The sequence below is a fragment of the Bacillus sp. RAR_M1_44 genome (assembly GCF_020165935.1).
Lineage (GTDB): Bacteria > Bacillota > Bacilli > Bacillales > Bacillaceae > Bacillus > Bacillus altitudinis.
In genome coordinates this window covers 1,086,860-1,102,767 of the sequence record NZ_JAIUKX010000001.1, presented here as the reverse complement: position 1 = coordinate 1,102,767, position 15,908 = coordinate 1,086,860, and the positions used below count along the sequence as shown (strand labels likewise).

Annotated in this window: 19 protein-coding genes; 11 read left to right on the top strand and 8 right to left on the bottom strand. The window is 39.8% G+C overall.

Annotated elements, in window-relative coordinates; translation table 11 throughout:
* Positions 1 to 8: 8 nt before the first annotated feature.
* The 4 genes from LCD34_RS06095 to LCD34_RS06080 all read left to right on the top strand — a co-directional run bounded on the left by LCD34_RS06095 (position 9) and on the right by LCD34_RS06080 (position 3,881).
* Positions 9 to 416 carry a YueI family protein gene (locus tag LCD34_RS06095; RefSeq protein ID WP_046344389.1) on the top strand — a complete coding sequence of 136 codons (408 nt, stop codon included), beginning with the start codon at positions 9 to 11 and terminating at the stop codon, positions 414 to 416.
* A 60-nt stretch (positions 417 to 476) separates the two neighbouring features.
* Positions 477 to 1,028, top strand: a complete 552-nt coding sequence (locus tag LCD34_RS06090; RefSeq protein WP_025207909.1) for a cysteine hydrolase family protein — start codon at positions 477 to 479, stop codon at positions 1,026 to 1,028.
* Positions 1,029 to 1,045: 17 nt separating this feature from the next.
* On the top strand, positions 1,046 to 2,515 hold the full coding sequence (locus LCD34_RS06085; protein WP_007500472.1) for a nicotinate phosphoribosyltransferase: 1,470 nt from the start codon (positions 1,046 to 1,048) through the stop codon (positions 2,513 to 2,515).
* A 139-nt stretch (positions 2,516 to 2,654) separates the two neighbouring features.
* Complete coding sequence (locus tag LCD34_RS06080; protein ID WP_046526550.1) at positions 2,655 to 3,881, top strand: EAL and HDOD domain-containing protein; 1,227 nt, start codon at positions 2,655 to 2,657, stop codon at positions 3,879 to 3,881.
* 36 nt (positions 3,882 to 3,917) lie between these two features.
* On the opposite strand, the gene LCD34_RS06075 is transcribed toward LCD34_RS06080, so the two are convergent.
* Entirely contained in the window at positions 3,918 to 4,271 is a 354-nt protein-coding gene (locus tag LCD34_RS06075; RefSeq protein WP_019744042.1) for a hypothetical protein, read from the bottom strand.
* Between the two features lie 505 nt (positions 4,272 to 4,776).
* Here LCD34_RS06075 and degQ point away from each other — a divergent pair.
* The 6 genes from degQ to LCD34_RS06045 all read left to right on the top strand — a co-directional run bounded on the left by degQ (position 4,777) and on the right by LCD34_RS06045 (position 9,595).
* On the top strand, positions 4,777 to 4,917 hold the full coding sequence (gene degQ / locus LCD34_RS06070) for a degradation enzyme regulation protein DegQ (RefSeq protein WP_003213123.1): 141 nt from the start codon (positions 4,777 to 4,779) through the stop codon (positions 4,915 to 4,917).
* Between the two features lie 151 nt (positions 4,918 to 5,068).
* Positions 5,069 to 5,992, top strand: coding sequence for a polyprenyl synthetase family protein (locus LCD34_RS06065; protein WP_035389264.1), 924 nt, complete (start codon positions 5,069 to 5,071; stop codon positions 5,990 to 5,992).
* Complete coding sequence (comX, locus tag LCD34_RS06060) at positions 5,970 to 6,140, top strand: competence pheromone ComX (protein WP_017358941.1); 171 nt, start codon at positions 5,970 to 5,972, stop codon at positions 6,138 to 6,140. The genes LCD34_RS06065 and comX overlap by 23 nt, the downstream gene beginning before the upstream one ends.
* Positions 6,141 to 6,153: 13 nt before the next feature.
* On the top strand, positions 6,154 to 8,460 hold the full coding sequence (locus LCD34_RS06055; protein ID WP_224558668.1) for an ATP-binding protein: 2,307 nt from the start codon (positions 6,154 to 6,156) through the stop codon (positions 8,458 to 8,460).
* An 80-nt stretch (positions 8,461 to 8,540) separates the two neighbouring features.
* Entirely contained in the window at positions 8,541 to 9,182 is a 642-nt protein-coding gene (locus LCD34_RS06050) for a response regulator transcription factor (protein ID WP_007500477.1), read from the top strand.
* Positions 9,183 to 9,205: 23 nt separating this feature from the next.
* Entirely contained in the window at positions 9,206 to 9,595 is a 390-nt protein-coding gene (locus LCD34_RS06045; protein ID WP_008345855.1) for a hotdog fold thioesterase, read from the top strand.
* Between the two features lie 90 nt (positions 9,596 to 9,685).
* Here LCD34_RS06045 and mnhG read toward each other — a convergent pair whose 3' ends face one another.
* Genes mnhG through LCD34_RS06010 form a run of 7 tightly spaced genes read right to left on the bottom strand, consistent with a single transcriptional unit; the run spans position 9,686 to position 15,462 of the window.
* Complete coding sequence (mnhG, locus tag LCD34_RS06040; RefSeq protein ID WP_035701201.1) at positions 9,686 to 10,060, bottom strand: monovalent cation/H(+) antiporter subunit G; 375 nt, start codon at positions 10,058 to 10,060, stop codon at positions 9,686 to 9,688.
* On the bottom strand, positions 10,044 to 10,325 hold the full coding sequence (locus tag LCD34_RS06035) for a Na(+)/H(+) antiporter subunit F1 (protein ID WP_008345849.1): 282 nt from the start codon (positions 10,323 to 10,325) through the stop codon (positions 10,044 to 10,046). Before LCD34_RS06035 ends, mnhG begins: the two co-directional genes overlap by 17 nt.
* Positions 10,325 to 10,804 (bottom strand): Na+/H+ antiporter subunit E, encoded by a 480-nt coding sequence (locus tag LCD34_RS06030; RefSeq protein WP_008345848.1) that lies wholly within the window; start codon positions 10,802 to 10,804, stop codon positions 10,325 to 10,327. The genes LCD34_RS06035 and LCD34_RS06030 overlap by 1 nt, the downstream gene beginning before the upstream one ends.
* Positions 10,805 to 10,810: 6 nt before the next feature.
* Entirely contained in the window at positions 10,811 to 12,289 is a 1,479-nt protein-coding gene (locus tag LCD34_RS06025; RefSeq protein ID WP_206115691.1) for a Na+/H+ antiporter subunit D, read from the bottom strand.
* Positions 12,282 to 12,623 (bottom strand): Na(+)/H(+) antiporter subunit C, encoded by a 342-nt coding sequence (locus tag LCD34_RS06020; protein WP_003213576.1) that lies wholly within the window; start codon positions 12,621 to 12,623, stop codon positions 12,282 to 12,284. Before LCD34_RS06020 ends, LCD34_RS06025 begins: the two co-directional genes overlap by 8 nt.
* Positions 12,623 to 13,054, bottom strand: a complete 432-nt coding sequence (locus LCD34_RS06015) for a Na(+)/H(+) antiporter subunit B (RefSeq protein WP_008345843.1) — start codon at positions 13,052 to 13,054, stop codon at positions 12,623 to 12,625. The genes LCD34_RS06020 and LCD34_RS06015 overlap by 1 nt, the downstream gene beginning before the upstream one ends.
* Positions 13,051 to 15,462: a Na+/H+ antiporter subunit A gene (locus LCD34_RS06010; protein WP_058213659.1), complete on the bottom strand. Its 2,412-nt coding sequence runs from the start codon at positions 15,460 to 15,462 to the stop codon at positions 13,051 to 13,053. The genes LCD34_RS06015 and LCD34_RS06010 overlap by 4 nt, the downstream gene beginning before the upstream one ends.
* A gap of 219 nt (positions 15,463 to 15,681) precedes the next feature.
* Here LCD34_RS06010 and LCD34_RS06005 point away from each other — a divergent pair, with 219 nt between their 5' ends.
* A complete protein-coding gene (locus tag LCD34_RS06005; protein ID WP_017358947.1) occupies positions 15,682 to 15,891 on the top strand; it encodes a hypothetical protein in 210 nt (69 codons plus the stop codon).
* The last annotated feature ends 17 nt before the right edge of the window (positions 15,892 to 15,908 follow it).

Sequence of the window (15,908 nt, the reverse complement as noted above, 5' to 3'; positions counted from 1 at the left end):
ACACAGCAATGAAAGAAGAATCCGTAGACTTTTATTTGCAGCAAGGGATATTTGGACATGCTGAAACAAAACCAGATGAACGAAGAATGTTTCTCGGCTCATTAAGAGAACGTGCTCTTCTCGCTCTGACAAAAGGGCAAGTATCGAGACATAAACCGTATCAAGAGGTAGAGCAAGTATTGAAGGCAAACCGAGAGGCCACTGTTCTTTTAAATGGTGAATTGTCATATGCTTCTTATTCTCCATATGTCAAAATGGCAAATGCCGCTGGTTGTTCTTTTAAAGTGGTCAACCATCACGAGTCACATTCACCTTTTGGGCTTGTGATAGAGGTGCCGCATGCGATCAATCAAGAGCACATCTATATAGAAGATGAGCTTTTTCAAAAAGCTTTTTCTCGTGAATCTGTTGAATAGGTTTCCCTAGTGAAATGAATAAGCTATAATGATTCAAAAGAGCATATGGGAGAGATGCGGATGGGCAAAGCATTGATTTGTATTGATTATACAGTTGATTTTGTTGCAGACGATGGAAAACTGACGTGCGGAAAGCCTGGACAGGCGATTGAGTCGAAGATCACAGAGATCACTTCTTCATTTATTGATGAAGGACACTTTGTTGTTTTTGCCGTCGATCATCATGAAGAGCAAGATCCATATCATCCAGAGACAAAGTTATTTCCGCCCCATAATATTCGCGGGACAGAAGGAATTGAACTTTACGGAAAACTAAGTTCACTATTTCACACGTCAACACATTTAAAACATGTCTATTATATGGAAAAAACAAGATACTCTGCTTTTGCAGGCACTCAATTAGAAATGAAACTGCGCGAGCGTGGCATCACTGAACTTCACCTAGCCGGAGTGTGTACCGATATTTGTGTACTTCATACAGCTGTTGATGCGTACAATAAAGGCTTTGAACTTGTGATTCATGAGAATGCCGTGGCGAGTTTTAATGAAGCGGGGCACGAGTGGGCACTTTCTCACTTTGAGCATACGCTTGGTGCGAAAGTGGTTAAGTAAGGGAAGGAGAATGGAAGTTGGAGCATCGGTTTATTGACGACAGTTTATCACTACATACAGATCTTTATCAAATTAACATGGCAGAAACGTATTGGAGAGACGGCATTCATGAGAAGAAGGCAGTCTTCGAACTCTTCTTTAGAAAGCTTCCATTTGACAACGGCTTCGCTGTATTTGCTGGTTTAGAGAAAGCGATTGAATATTTATCGGACTTCTCCTTCACCGAGAGCGACCTTGCATATTTAAAAGATGAACTCGGTTATAAAAGCGATTTCATTGAATACTTAAGCGGATTGTCATTTACAGGGACACTTCATTCAATGAGAGAAGGAGAAATTGTCTTTGCGAATGAACCTATTATGCGCATCGAGGCAACACTTGTTGAAGCGCAGCTAATTGAAACGGCACTGCTCAACATCGTGAACTTCCAGACGCTAATTGCAACAAAGGCGGCTCGTATTAAAGGAATCATTGAAGATGAGACAGCATTAGAATTCGGAACAAGACGTGCCCATGAAATGGATGCAGCCATGTGGGGAGCAAGAGCAGCACTGATCGGCGGATTTCAGGCAACAAGTAATGTCCGTGCAGGGAAACGCTTCAATATTCCCGTATCAGGCACACATGCCCATGCACTTGTACAAGCATATCGCGACGAATATACTGCATTTAGAAAATATGCCGAAACACATACAGACTGTGTCTTTTTAGTGGATACATATGATACGGTCAGATCAGGCATTCCAAATGCGATTAAGGTAGCGAAAGAATTCGGTGATAAAATCAACTTTATTGGAGTCAGACTTGATAGCGGAGACCTTGCCTACTTGTCTAAAAAGGCGAGAACGATGCTGGATGAAGCTGGATTCCATGACGCAAAAGTCATTGCATCAAGCGATCTTGATGAACACACCATTATGAACTTAAAAGCACAAGGTGCAAAAATTGATGTATGGGGTGTTGGAACGAAACTGATTACCGCATTCGATCAGCCAGCTCTTGGTGCTGTATATAAGCTTGTATCGATTGAAGAGAACGGTCAGATGAATGACACGATCAAAATTTCTTCTAACCCAGAGAAAGTGACAACACCAGGCCGTAAACGAGTGTATCGCATTATCAATCAATTGAATCATCACTCTGAGGGAGACTACATTGCCCTTGAAGAAGAAGATGTTCAAAGTGAAGATAAGCTGAAAATGTTCCATCCAGTTCATACATTTATCAGCAAATTTGTGACAAATTTTGTGGCAAAGGACCTTCATGTCCCAATTTTTGAACAAGGGAAGCTGGTGTATGATAATCCAGATATCCAAACGATTCAAGCATATGTGCAGGACAGTCTCGGACTCTTCTGGGAGGAATACAAACGAATCAGCAAACCAGAAGAATACCCAGTCGATTTGAGTCAAAAATGCTGGGATAATAAGATGCAGTTTATCCATGATGTGAAAAATAAAATCAAAAAAGAGCTTTATGAAAGCTGATTACCCCGGGAAAGGAGATCATCAAGCCAGATGGTCTCTTTTTTTCATGTTGGACGATTCAAAATGAACCTTATGGGCAATCATTTGGTATACTGAAAGCACATCTTGTTTGTCATTGCATAAAGGAGGAATGGAGCAGTTGAGGGTGTTTGTTGCAAGGCAGCCTATTTTTAACAGAAAAGAACAAGTCGTATCATACGAGCTGCTTTATAGAGATAGTGAAACCAATACATATAGCGCTGAAGATGGTGATCAAGCGACAACGGACCTCATTATCAATAGTTTTTTAAACATTGGCATCGAAACACTGACAGAAGGAAAACGATGCTACATCAATTTCACCGAAAGCTTGCTTTCGTCTGATCTGCTCACTTATTTTGATCCACATCAGCTTGTGATCGAAATATTAGAAAATGTACCGATTACCCCGGCACTTATTATGAGATGTAAGCAATTAAAAAAGTGGGGATACACGATTGCGCTCGATGATTTCTTTCTGAGCGGAACACATTTTCATGACAAGTTACTCGATGAACTCCTCTATTGCATTGATATTTTAAAAATTGATTTTCTGAAAACAACATGTGAAGAACGAAGAGACATTTTACATACATATAAAAAGTATCGACTTCGATTCCTTGCTGAAAAGGTAGAAACGCGAAAAGAATATGAAGAAGCGTTAGAAGCTGGCTTCCATTTGTTTCAAGGATATTTTTTTAGTGAGCCGCACGTCATTTCGGGACGAGCCTTATCGACTAGCTTCCACGCATACCATCAGCTATTGAATGAGCTGAGCAAGGAGCAGCCGAATATTCAGACCGTGACGCACTTTATAGAAAGTGATCTTTCCCTTTCATATCAATTATTAAAAATGCTGAATTCTGGCGGCATGAGACGTCTTTATCAAATCAAGAGTATTCGTCAGGCGATTATCCTGCTTGGGTTTAATGAAATACGGCGATGGATCTTTATCCTTTCATTTAAAGAACTGAATGTCCAGGCCAACTCAAGCCAAAAGGAAATTATCAAAATGTCGTTCATTCGTGCCAAAACGTGTGAACTCATTGCTAGTCGGACTGAACGAGAGCATCCCGCTTCTTATATGCTGACAGGTATGTTTTCACTCATTGATACGCTTGTCAGGGCGGACATTACTGAACTTGTGAAAGAACTGCCTCTTTCGGATGAAGTAGGTGAGGCACTGCTTGGCTATGAAAATGACTATTTCCTTGTGTTAGACATTGCCAAACGTATTGAACGAAATGAATGGGATAATGAGATGTTAGGTGGAAGTCTCCCTAAGCAGGAAGCCTACGGCTGTTATATAGAAGCCATTGAATGGTGTCATAAAATGTTTGAATCTTAAGAAAAGCCGCTCCCACTAGAGCGGCCTTTTTCTTTGTTATCCCCACTGTAAAAGTAGAAAAAGCCTACTGGAAGAGAGGGATAAGTAGATACGGATGCCTTCTGGACTAAAGCGGATATCGATATTGCTTTTCACCCCAATCTGCTTCAGCATTCGAATCACACTTGCGGTGTCAGCACGTTCAGCAGCTTCCATGATTCGCTGTCCAAACGAAAGCGAACCGGAAATCTGCTGTGTAATGAGGGATGCATCAGCCACGAGACGGGTTGATTCCTTTGCAGCCTTTTGAAACGCATGAGCATCTACTGGAGGAAAAGTCATAGGTGTTCGCGGGTATGCGTTCCCCATTGCGGGAACCTGCAAAGGCGGATAAGGAACATAGTAAAACACATGGTCACCTCTTCTCTCATTGAAGTGAATTTGGACGGATATCTGTTCTAAATGTATGAAGAAAATCCGAATAAAGAATCAAAATGATCTTTCTACCTTTGCATATTCATCATAAAAATAGGTACTTTTGCGGTCAATTTCGGTGAATGTCGCCAAAAAATTGCGGTGTCTACAGTAGAGCCTGTCGTCTGACCTATAACATGAAAAACCGAGGAAATAGAGGGGATCGTATGTTCTGTATCGTGAGAATTGTGACGAATGATGCCTGTTCATGTCGCAAAAATGACGTATTTCCTTTGAAATTGAGATAAAAGTATCATTTGAAAAGTCTGAAAATGATGAAAAAAGACCTATTGAATTTTGCGGTATCACGCACACATTTTGTGCATACTTTTCGGTGAAAAAATACTCAATAGCATTTACACTGTTAGTAACAGATCAAATACTTATGACCCAATCAACATACACAAATACATTGATCTTCCAAAAAAGGAGAGTGGAATCGATGGAAAAGTATGAAATCGAAGAACTTAAACAACTATTATGGAAACTTGAAAACGAAATTAGAGAAACAACGGCTTCTCTTCATAACATTAACAAAAGCATTGATCAATACGACAAATATGAATATGTGAAAATTTCTTAAAGACTTGATAACCATCAAGTCTTTTTTTTATCCAAATACATACAAAAAAAGGATATATTATTATATAATTGTTAAATAGTGATGTCAGTGGACATTTGCTTATTTCTTTTTAGTAAAATAAGAGGCGAGAGGGTGAGGATCAAGATCGAGTATGCTAAACTATCTAGAGAATACAAAAATCAAGCAGAAAATGTCTGATTTTATTCAACATGCAGTCAGGCAAAATGATTTACAAAAGCTGCTTCTCGAATTTACAGATATAAAGAATGAATTTCCTTTTGGGCAATTGGCTTACCAACATTATGAGGCATTTGGCGGACAAGACAAGCAAGCGATTACAAAACTGGCAGCAGGGATTGAACTTCTCATCTTATCTGCCGATATATTAGATGATATTGAAGATCAGGATAATGATTCGTATCCTTGGATGAAATGTCAGAGCGGAATTGCGATTAATGCGGCGAATGTTCTCTTTGCATTGAGTTTTGATGTGTTTTCAAAGCTTGATCATGGAGCGAAGCTTTTAAACAATGTATATTCTTATTCCATTCAGTCAATGCAAGGGCAGCATATAGATATGACACTGGAGCCAGAGAATGAGCAGGATTGTTTAAATATCATGAAGTTAAAAGCAGGGTCACTGTTTGTATTACCTTGTGTGTTAGGTGTTGTTTTGGCAACAGGTTCTTTTGAAAAGAAGGTAGAAGAATATGCTTATTACCTAGGAATGGCGGAACAGCTTGAAAATGACTATCTAGGTCTTTTTAATAAAGATAATGTTGACTTTAAAAGAATGCAAACATTACCGCTAGTTTACTTGAAAAATGAGTTTAATCCATCTAGTTCAGACTTGCTCAGTTATTTTCAATCAAAGGATAAGAGTGCCGGCTCTGAAGAATTAAAGGATAAATTAAAAAAATCTGGTGCTCAACAATATGTATTTATTATGAGAAACCTTCTCAGAAATAAGTTTAAAGAAGCATTCAAGAAACTACATTTAGAGGCTTCAAAAAAGAAAAAACTGATACTTTTTTTAAATGGAGATGGAGAAGATGAAAATTCAGGAATTGGTTAGTTATTTAGTGGAGAATCCTTCAACATTAAATCAAATTGCTAATGGGAACGCATCATTGCTTCACGTTGATCAAGAAACTGCAAGTATTATTGTTGACGGATTCCAGAAAGAAGACGTTATTAAAGCAATCATATGGGCAACTGCTTGAGTAGATAAATATTATGAGAAAGTTTTACTCTAAGTTAACAGTTATATTAGTTATCCTTAGCTTCATCTATGTGATTTACATCTCTTATATCAACGTATTTAATATTTTTGTTGGAGCAGCTGTTAAGGAAAATAGTCAGGGTCAACTTGAGGTAGTGGATGTCGATAATTTTACAGATAGCTATCTAGCTGGAGTTAGGAAAGGCGATATCATACTTGAAGTGAATGGGAATAAAAAACCAGTTGAAGAAGTTAAAAGAGGTTTTTTAGCTAATGTTAAAAGTTTAGTCGTTGATAGACATGGTGATAAAATTGATTTAGAGAATGTAAGGTTATTGAGTCAAGCGAATCTGTTTATTTATCTAATACCAGTCATTCTTTATTCCATCTGTCTATTTTGTATATTTATGATTTTAAAAATGAATAAAGCAAACCAAAAAGAGTCAGCTTATATTTTAGCTTTATTTCTTTTGGCGGTGTCTATAGGTTATGTAAGTTCTGGTGGTTCTGGAAAAGGAGAGGCTATCAGTCGTATTCTTGTAATCGTTACAATGAATATTGTACCTCCACTATATATGCACTTTATGTATCAATATTTAAAAGAATTAGGAACAGAAATTATTCGTCGTCGAGTTCTTTTTTATTTGTATCTAGTTCCAGTGACTAACGTTTTATTAGTTTTATTCTATAAAAATAAAGCAGGACCAGTAGATCTATTAGCATATGTCAATTTACTTTCATTTTTTGTTCTGGCTTTCCTTTCGATTATTATCACTATAAGGGCTGCTAAAAAATTGAAAGACAATGAAGTCAGCAATGTACTTCGAGCATTTGCACTCATTTTAATCTCAGCATTCAGTCCATTCATGCTATTTTTTATCATTCCTTATTTTTTTGGTATATATTTTATTTCACCGTATGTTGTTGCATCGTTTGTTCTTTTAATTCCTTTTTTCTTAGTCTATCAATTTATGTCAAATAAGCTATATAATGTTGATTTCTTTATGGGAAGGATTAAATACTACGGTTTTTTAGCAATTACACCGACAATACTAGTGGTTGTTCTTTTTGATTTTATTCAAAAGCCAAATGCAAATTTCTATACAGTGAAATTTACGATTATCACGTACATTCTTATGCTTACCGTCTTCTACTTTAAAGAAATTATCGATTTCCGTTTTCGATTGAAGCGTTTTTCAGAGAAGCATAATTATCAGGATAGTATATTTAAATTCACACAGCTTATTCGTGAGGCGTCATCACTTCATCAAGTATTGTATCATTTAAAATACACCATCTTAGAAGTACTTGTTGTGAACAAAGCCTTTGTGCTTGAAGTGAAGGCAGATGGACAAATTGTTGAAATTGATGAATCAATAGAAGAAAGCCAGCTATGGAAAGATTATGTGGACCAATTTCAAGATATTTTAGGTGAAGTTGGTAAAATCATCGGGCTTGATAAAGGGTTTATGATGAAAATTGGTGAGCGGGGCGGTCACTCGTTTGTGATTTGCTGTTTATCTAATTTAAGGACACCTAAGCTGACCCGCGATGAAATTTCATGGCTGAAAACATTGGCATTTTACACAAGTGTCAGTTTAGAAAATGTCGTCAAGATTGAAGAATTGATGGAGCATCTTGAGGATTTGAAACAGCGGGAAGCCAATCCCGCCTGGCTGAAGAAAGTCATGTTCGCCATGGAAGAAAAGCAGCGCTCAGATTTAGCGAGGGATCTTCATGATTCTGTGCTGCAGGATTTGATTTCACTGAAGAGACAGTCCGAGATGTTCTTAACCAATTTCCAAAACAACCAATGCCCAACATCTATTGAAAATTCGCTGATCTCTTGGAATGAACAAATGTCTAAGGTGATTCAAACCACGAGAGAAACATGTCATGAACTTCGGCCGCAGCTCCTCTATGACTTGGGGTTAGTGAAGGCAATTTCGAAGCTGACTTCGCAAATTCAAGAGGAAGCGCCATTTCATATTAGGCTGAATACAACCCGCTTTGATAAAGAACTGGACATTGATATTGACTCACAGCTGAATATTTACCGGATAGTGCAGGAGCTGTTATCCAATGCGTTGAAGCATTCTAAGGCCAGCCAAGTCTTAGTGATGCTCATTTGTATTAAAGATCAAGTTGTTCTCCATTATGAGGACGATGGAGTCGGATTTGATGCAAGCCAGCTTGATCAGCACACGATGAGCATGGGTCTTTCTGGCATAAGGGAACGAGTCAAAGCTCTAAATGGAAAGCTTCAAATTCTCACAGCACCTGAAAAAGGGCTCAAGGTGAAAATTGAAATGGAATTGTAACGATTTCTTAAGGAATAAGACTTGGCATCTGCCAAGTCTTTTATATAAAATGGAAGTGAGTGATTTAAAGGGAGGAAGACATGAAGAAGATATTGGTCATTGATGATCATCCGGCTGTCATGGAAGGGACAAAAAGCATATTAGAATCAGATCAGCAGCTATCAGTCGATTGTTTAAGTCCTGATGCAGAAGGCGCCTTTTTAAAGACGCATGACTTTTCCATCTATGATGTGATCTTGATGGATTTAAATCTCGGGGATATCAATGGAATGGACATTGCCAAACAAATTCTAGAAACGAATCAACAAGTGAAAATTATCATTTATACAGGATATGAAGTAGATGATTATTTCGAAGAGGCCATTCGAGCTGGATTGCATGGTGCAATAAGTAAAACAGAGACAAAAGACAAAATTATTGAATACATACACCGCACATTGCAAGGAGAAGTTGTCATTCAGCTATCCTATTTAAAGAAATTAATTTCACAGCAGCAAGAGAAGCCAGAACAGGCGCAGCAGACGGATCATGAGCTGTTAACAGAGCGTGAATGTTTAATCTTAAGAGAAGTGGAAAAAGGGTACACAAACCAAGAGATCGCCGATGTGCTTCATTTGAGCAAACGCTCGATTGAATACAGTTTGACCTCCATCTTTAATAAGCTGAATGTTGGATCTCGAACAGAAGCGGTGTTAATTGCAAAATCGGAAAGTGTCCTGTAAACGTGTGAAGGGAGAGGGCCTTGATGGATGTGAGTGGTTCAAATACACTGCTTGAGGCACTGGGGATTGAGATTGTGGAATGCAATACGTCACGATGCGTGGCGACAATGCCAGTCGATCACCGAACAAAACAGCCATTTGGATTACTTCATGGAGGAGCATCAGCTGCTCTAGCAGAAACAGTGGCAAGCATGGGTGCTGCTGCTCATTTAGACTTAACTCAGCAGGTTTGTTCAGGTATTGAAATCAATGCCAATCATTTAAAATCTGTACGTGATGGAGTGGTGACAGCTACAGCTGTTCCTGTACATGTGGGACGGCGTACAATGGTATTCCAAATCGATATAAAAGATGATCGAGACCGTCATATCTGTACGTCAAGATGTACACTCGCTGTCATTGATCGCATATAAAAAAGCTCCCGGTGCAGCGGAAGCTTTTTTTAATACCCTTTTATGAACATGCAGGTAAAGTGAACAAGACCTGAATGTCAGGTTCTTCATTTATAAATAAGAGTCTTCTTTTCGTTTAATGACAAAGTTACGGAAACCGCCATAATCATCTTGGACACTTCGTTTGTCCATTTTCACACCAGTGTTGTAAGCGGCTCTTCCGATCAAATGAGCGCCGACTGGTGCGGTCAGAAAGATAAAGACAATTCCAAGCAGGATTTTCGCAGAGATGATCCCTGCAAGAAACCATTCATGAAAGAATACACCAACTAAAATGAGAACAACACCAAGTGTCGATGCTTTTGATGCAGCATGCATACGTGTGTAAACATCCGGTAGGCGAAGGACACCAATGGCTGAGACCAGACAAAGAATGGCGCCAAGCAGAATAAAGAAAATCACGATCGCTTTAGCGATGACGATCATTTTCAATCACTTCCCCTTTCTCAAGGAATTTGGAAAAAGCGACAGTGCCGATAAAGGCAAGAATACCGAGCAGTAAAATAATTTCAAAGAACGTAGTGGTTTTCAGTAAGATAGACACGATGGCTGTCATCCCAATTAAATTGATTCCTATCGCATCAAGCGCACTAACGCGATCAGGGATAGAAGGTCCTTTGATGACCCGTATCACAAAGAGCAAAGTAGACAGCGCAAGAATCCCAAGTGACATTTGCAAGATCAGTTCCATTACTTACCGCTCACCTCCTGAATCGCTTTTTCAAATGATACCCGAATATCGTGGATGGCTTTTTCAGCATCTTCAATATCCATCGCATGAATATATAAAATCGAGCGATCATCGGAAATATCGATGACCAGTGTACCAGGTGTTAATGTAATCATATTAGCCAGTATGGTGATTTCCCAATCTGTTTTCAAATCTGTACGAAAGGCGAAAATACCAGGCTTGATTTTAAGCTTTGGAGATAACACCGTCTTGAGTACACTCAAATTAGCAAGAAGTAGCTCTCTGATAAAAATGATGACGAGCTTGAAAATCGCATAAAGGGCATAGCCGTAAAAACGTTGCGGGAAGAATCGCCGCAGCATAAAAATGGCGATCATCCCTAGTGCAAAGCCTGATACAAAGTCTGCAGCTCTGTATGTATCATTCATAAACATCCATGTAAAGGCGAGGAGAGCGTTTAATAATATTTGAAAGGCCATGTTCATCTACTCCTTCAGCACAGCTTGAATATATTTTTCTGGTGTTGAAAGCATTTCCGCAGCTTGATTGATATAAGGTGCAATGAATTCTGTGCCTAATCCAATCGCAAGAGATAAGACAACAAGCAGTACCCCAGGATACACCATTCCTCTAATGGATGGCTTTCTTCTTCGCATATCCTGTTCCTCTCCCCAAAACGCGAGCATGAAAATCCTCATAACAGAATAAAGGACAAGAAGACTGGACAGTAAAACAAGGATAGAGAACGTCATGTACCCAGCAGAAAACCCACCTTCAACAATTTTCAGCTTGCCAACAAATCCACTTAGCGGAGGAATACCCGCAAGTGATAAAGCCGATATGAAGAACATCCAGCCGAGTAGAGGCTGGGATTGAATCAGCCCACCCATTTTTTTCAGATGGTTGGTTCCAGCATACACAAACAATGCCCCTGCAAGCATAAATAAAGCTCCTTTGATCACCATATCGTGAATGAGGTAATAAATGGCGCCTTGGAGTGATGCCGGTGTATTGGCCGCAATCCCAAACAAAATGACACCAACAGCTGTGACAATGTTATAAATCACAATTTTTTGCACATCAGAATAGGCGATAGAGCCAATGACACCGAATATAACCGTTAGAGCGGCCAGCCAAGCCATGAGTGTATGTGTAAAACCTGTATCATGTATAAAGATGAGCGTAAAGACCCTGGCAATTGCATATAGACCGACCTTTGTCAGCAGTGCACCAAACAAAGCTGAAATCGCTGCCGGCGGTGCATGATAAGACCCTGGCAGCCAGAAATAAAGCGGGAAGACCCCAGCTTTTAAGCCAAATACGATCAGGAACAGAATCGAAATCACGGTGATTAACCCTGTCTGCCCAGATTCGGCTATTTTCACACTTAAATCAGCCATGTTCAGTGTGCCTGTGACTGCATATAAACACGCTACGCCAACAATAAATAATGCCGATGAGATAATATTAAACACAATATATTTCAGTGATTCACGAAGCTGAGGCTTTGAACCACCCAGAACAATGAGCATATAAGATGCCATCAGCAACAATTCAAAGAAGACAAACAGGTTGAAAATATCTCCCGTTAAAAAGGCACCACTGACACCAGCTAACAAGAATTGGACACCAGAATAATAGAACAGCCGCTCTCTTTCTTTCCCAATCGTTTGAAAGGAAAAAAGAACTGTGACAAGTCCAACAATGGAAGCGGTCAGCACAAGAAGCGCAGCAAACTGATCGGCCACAAGGGCAATGCCAAACGGTGCTTTCCAGCCGCCCAAATAAAGGGTTTGTATGCCGTTTGTGAAAATCGTTTGGACCAAATAGACATTACAGATAATGGCTAAAAGAGATGCAAACACACTAAAGCCTCTCGACAGCATGGTGTTTTTATTCATAAAGATCAATAATGTAGCAGCTAGTAATGGAATTAATATAGGCAGGATCACGAGATTATTCATGCTGATCATTTCCTCTCATTTGATCCATGTCATCTGTTCTCAGCTCTTGGAAGGCACGGAAGGCCATCACGAGCAAAAAGGATGTTACACCAAAAGCAATGACAATGGCTGTTAAAATTAATGCTTGTGGCAATGGATCTACATAGGATGTGAGCCCCTCTTTCAAAATAGGAGGTGCTCCCTTTTTTAAGCCGCCCATTGTTAATAGAAGCAAATGGACGCCGTGACTTAAAACGGCAGTACCGACGATGACCCGCAGAAGGCTTTTTGAAAGCATTAAATAGGTCGCTGCCATAAAAATGATTCCGACGATAATAGACATTAGAAATTCCATTATTCCTTCTCTCCAATCGTTTGAATAATGGTCATGGTGACACCAACAACAACTAAATACACACCGATATCAAACAGGACCGCTGTCGCCAGTTCTGTTTTCCCTAGAAACGGCAGTTGGAAATAATCAAATGCATGGGATAAGAAAGGTGCTCCGAACAGAAAAGATCCCATACCTGTTAGGATGGCAACGAGCAAACCGACACCAGCCACATAAATAAAGTCAAATGGTAAAATGCGTCTGACTGTTTTAAGGTCATAGGCTAAAAGCAGGAGGACGACAGCACCAGCACTCATCAAACCGCCAATGAATCCTCCGCCAGGATTGTTATGTCCTGCAAGAAATAGGTGAAGTGAGAAAAGCAAGATGATGAATGCTGTAATTTTAGTAGTGACTTGTAAGAGCATATCATTCGTATCAATCTTTCTCATCGCCGTACGCCTCTCTTCCGTTTTCCTTGTGCTTTTACCTTCAATAATCCATAAATACCGAGTGCCGCAATGGCCAGCACTGTAATCTCAAAGAGTGTATCAAAGCCCCTGAAATCGACAAGAATGACATTGACAATATTGTCTCCGCCAGCCAGTTTGTAGCTGTTTTCAATGAAGTACGTTGAAATTGTGTCAAGAGACTGCTGGCTTGTTGAAGCGAAAGCAAGACAGGTGACAACGACTCCAACACCTAATGAGATGATCAAATTTGTTAATTTAAATCTTCGTGTTTTTTGCTTCAGACTCAGCTTTGGCAAATGATAGAAGCAAAGTAAAAACAGCGCGACAGAAATGGTTTCAATAATGAGCTGTGTCAGCGCAAGGTCAGGTGCTCTGAAAATCACGAAGAACAATGACAGCGTGTAGCCCATAACACCTAGCGCAATAATAGCTGTTAAGCGTGAACGAGCAAATACAGTCGTGACTGTCGCTGCGACCATCACAAGTGAAAGGATGACTTCGTACGTGCCGATTGATGCAGCGTGCTCAGTTTGAAATGAGAAGGCTTGTTTGTAGAACATCACGCTGCCAAGCACGATAATCATAAACCCAAATACATAGACAAGATAGTCACGAAGGAATCCTGTCATATAGCTGTTTGTTAGGCGGTATGACCCTTTTTCTACACCTATAAGTGAACGATCATACAAAGCGTTAAATGACCATTTTTCTTTAAATATGTTGTACATTGGGCGCCATTTTGACAGCGTTAAATAGCCAATGGTACCGAGCGCAACTACACCAATCGTCATGTAAAGCTCTGGCTGGAATCCATGCCACGCTTCAATTTTTACGGCAAAGCGGCTTCCTGTTTGAATGGCTTCTGGAATGATCGCTTGAATGGCAGGTTCAATGACAGAATAGGCAAGAATATTAGGGAAAAAGAAGAACGTGACCACAAGTGCAGCTAAAATAATTGGCGGGATCAGCATACCAATCGGTGCTTCATGCGGTTTTTTCTCCAATTGATCGACATTCAGACGGCCTCTAAATGTTTTGAAGACGATCATCATACTGTAGATGAACGTAAACACACTAGCGAGCCAAGCGATAGCAGGGAAGACAGCCCCCCATGTTGACACATCCGTAAAGCTGATGTCAGAAATCCGGATCATACTTGTGAAAAATAGCTCTTTACTTAAAAATCCATTAAAAGGTGGGAGTCCAGCCATCGAGAATGTACCAATTAACGTAATCGTAAAGGTAATTGGCATGATGGTCATTAATCCACCTAATTTGCGAATATCACGTGTACCTGTTTCGTGATCGATAATCCCTGCTGCCATAAAGAGACTTCCTTTAAAGGTCGCGTGGTTAATGAGATGAAAAATAGCAGCAAGAACTGCTGCGCCAAAAAAGGCAGGGTTGTTTTCATGAATGGCAGCTGCGCCTACTCCTAGCATGAGCATAATCATACCGAGTTGACTCACTGTCGAGAAGGCCAGAATGGCTTTCAAATCATTTTGCCGAACGGCGTGGAAAGATCCCCAGAATAGTGTGATAAGTCCGACAATCGAAATGGTCCAAAACCACACCTCTGATATAGCAAAAATCGGACTAAAGCGGGCAACCAGATAAATACCGGCTTTGACCATAGTAGCAGAATGTAGATAACTGCTTACAGGGGTTGGTGCTTCCATAGCATCAGGCAGCCAAATATAAAATGGGAACTGCGCTGATTTCGTGAAGGCCCCTAGTAAAATGAGAACCATCGCAGGGATGAAATAAGGTGATGCCATAATGAGCTGAAGCTGATTGACTGCTTCGCGAATACTGAATGAATCAGTGATCAGGTAAATGAGGATGAAGCCGCCAAGCATAGCTAATCCGCCAAACACAGTAATAAGCAGTGATTTGGTTGCTCCGTAACGAGAACGCTCACGCTTATACCAATACCCAATTAAGAGGAAGGAAGAGATACTCGTTAGCTCCCAGAACAAATAAAGTACGACCATGTTGTCAGAGAGAACAACACCAAGCATAGCGGTCATAAACATTAATAAATACGTATAGAAAGAGCCAAGCTGTTCTTTTTCCTTTGATAAGTAGAAAATACTGTACAGTACCACAAGTGCACCAATACCTGTGATGAGTAAAGCAAATAACAGGCTGAGACCATCTACATACACAGTGAAATTCATCCCTAGAGAGGGAATCCATTCAGCTTGTGAGAACAACGTTCGTCCATTCGAGGTGATCTGGAGCATTTGGATGAAATAGGTAAATAAAAGAATAGGCAAGATGAGAACAAACCATCCTGTATGTATACGCCTTACGTATTTAAAGAGAAAAGGGACGACAAAGGCAAGTAAAAAAGGTGATAGGATGGCGAAGTGAATAAGCTGCAAGAAAATGAACCTCCTTTGATCAATATAAATTCACGTTCTAAAGAACTGGTAATTAAAATTATAGCGTAAATACAGACATAGTGCATTGGTTTGAACTGATTTACGACAAATTGAATTTGTTTTGAGTTCTTTTGACCACAAAAAATATTTTATCAAAAATGAAACTCGTTGTATATTGTTTTGTATTTCGTACATGCTTTTCTTAAAGGAGCTGATCAAATGAAACGAAAGATCGCCATCAGCTTAAGCATATTCTGCACGATTTTAGGAGGAGCATTCTTGATTGAACGAAATGATCAAAAAAGGTGGCAGGCCGGGAGTGAATGGCCGCTATTTTCTGAACATCTCCTCCATATGACCTATCCGCAGGCGAAACAGTATCCTTTTCAGCCTCGGGAGTATATACGAATTGTATTAGCTGATGAATGAGGATGTATGGGAGAAAA

What these genes read in the sequence shown, in the direction of transcription:
- LCD34_RS06095 (WP_046344389.1), top strand. Translation starts at nt 9, where the DNA reads ATGAAAGAAGAATCCGTAGACTTTTATTTGCAGCAAGGGATATTTGGA.
- LCD34_RS06090 (WP_025207909.1), top strand. Translation starts at nt 477, where the DNA reads ATGGGCAAAGCATTGATTTGTATTGATTATACAGTTGATTTTGTTGCA.
- degQ (WP_003213123.1), top strand. Translation starts at nt 4,777, where the DNA reads ATGGAAAAGTATGAAATCGAAGAACTTAAACAACTATTATGGAAACTT.
- LCD34_RS06065 (WP_035389264.1), top strand. Translation starts at nt 5,069, where the DNA reads ATGCTAAACTATCTAGAGAATACAAAAATCAAGCAGAAAATGTCTGAT.
- comX (WP_017358941.1), top strand. Translation starts at nt 5,970, where the DNA reads ATGAAAATTCAGGAATTGGTTAGTTATTTAGTGGAGAATCCTTCAACA.
- LCD34_RS06055 (WP_224558668.1), top strand. Translation starts at nt 6,154, where the DNA reads ATGAGAAAGTTTTACTCTAAGTTAACAGTTATATTAGTTATCCTTAGC.
- LCD34_RS06050 (WP_007500477.1), top strand. Translation starts at nt 8,541, where the DNA reads ATGAAGAAGATATTGGTCATTGATGATCATCCGGCTGTCATGGAAGGG.
- LCD34_RS06045 (WP_008345855.1), top strand. Translation starts at nt 9,206, where the DNA reads ATGGATGTGAGTGGTTCAAATACACTGCTTGAGGCACTGGGGATTGAG.
- mnhG (WP_035701201.1), bottom strand. Translation starts at nt 10,060, where the DNA reads ATGATCGTCATCGCTAAAGCGATCGTGATTTTCTTTATTCTGCTTGGC.
- LCD34_RS06035 (WP_008345849.1), bottom strand. Translation starts at nt 10,325, where the DNA reads ATGGAACTGATCTTGCAAATGTCACTTGGGATTCTTGCGCTGTCTACT.
- LCD34_RS06030 (WP_008345848.1), bottom strand. Translation starts at nt 10,804, where the DNA reads ATGGCCTTTCAAATATTATTAAACGCTCTCCTCGCCTTTACATGGATG.
- LCD34_RS06025 (WP_206115691.1), bottom strand. Translation starts at nt 12,289, where the DNA reads ATGAATAATCTCGTGATCCTGCCTATATTAATTCCATTACTAGCTGCT.
- LCD34_RS06020 (WP_003213576.1), bottom strand. Translation starts at nt 12,623, where the DNA reads ATGGAATTTCTAATGTCTATTATCGTCGGAATCATTTTTATGGCAGCG.
- LCD34_RS06015 (WP_008345843.1), bottom strand. Translation starts at nt 13,054, where the DNA reads ATGAGAAAGATTGATACGAATGATATGCTCTTACAAGTCACTACTAAA.
- LCD34_RS06005 (WP_017358947.1), top strand. Translation starts at nt 15,682, where the DNA reads ATGAAACGAAAGATCGCCATCAGCTTAAGCATATTCTGCACGATTTTA.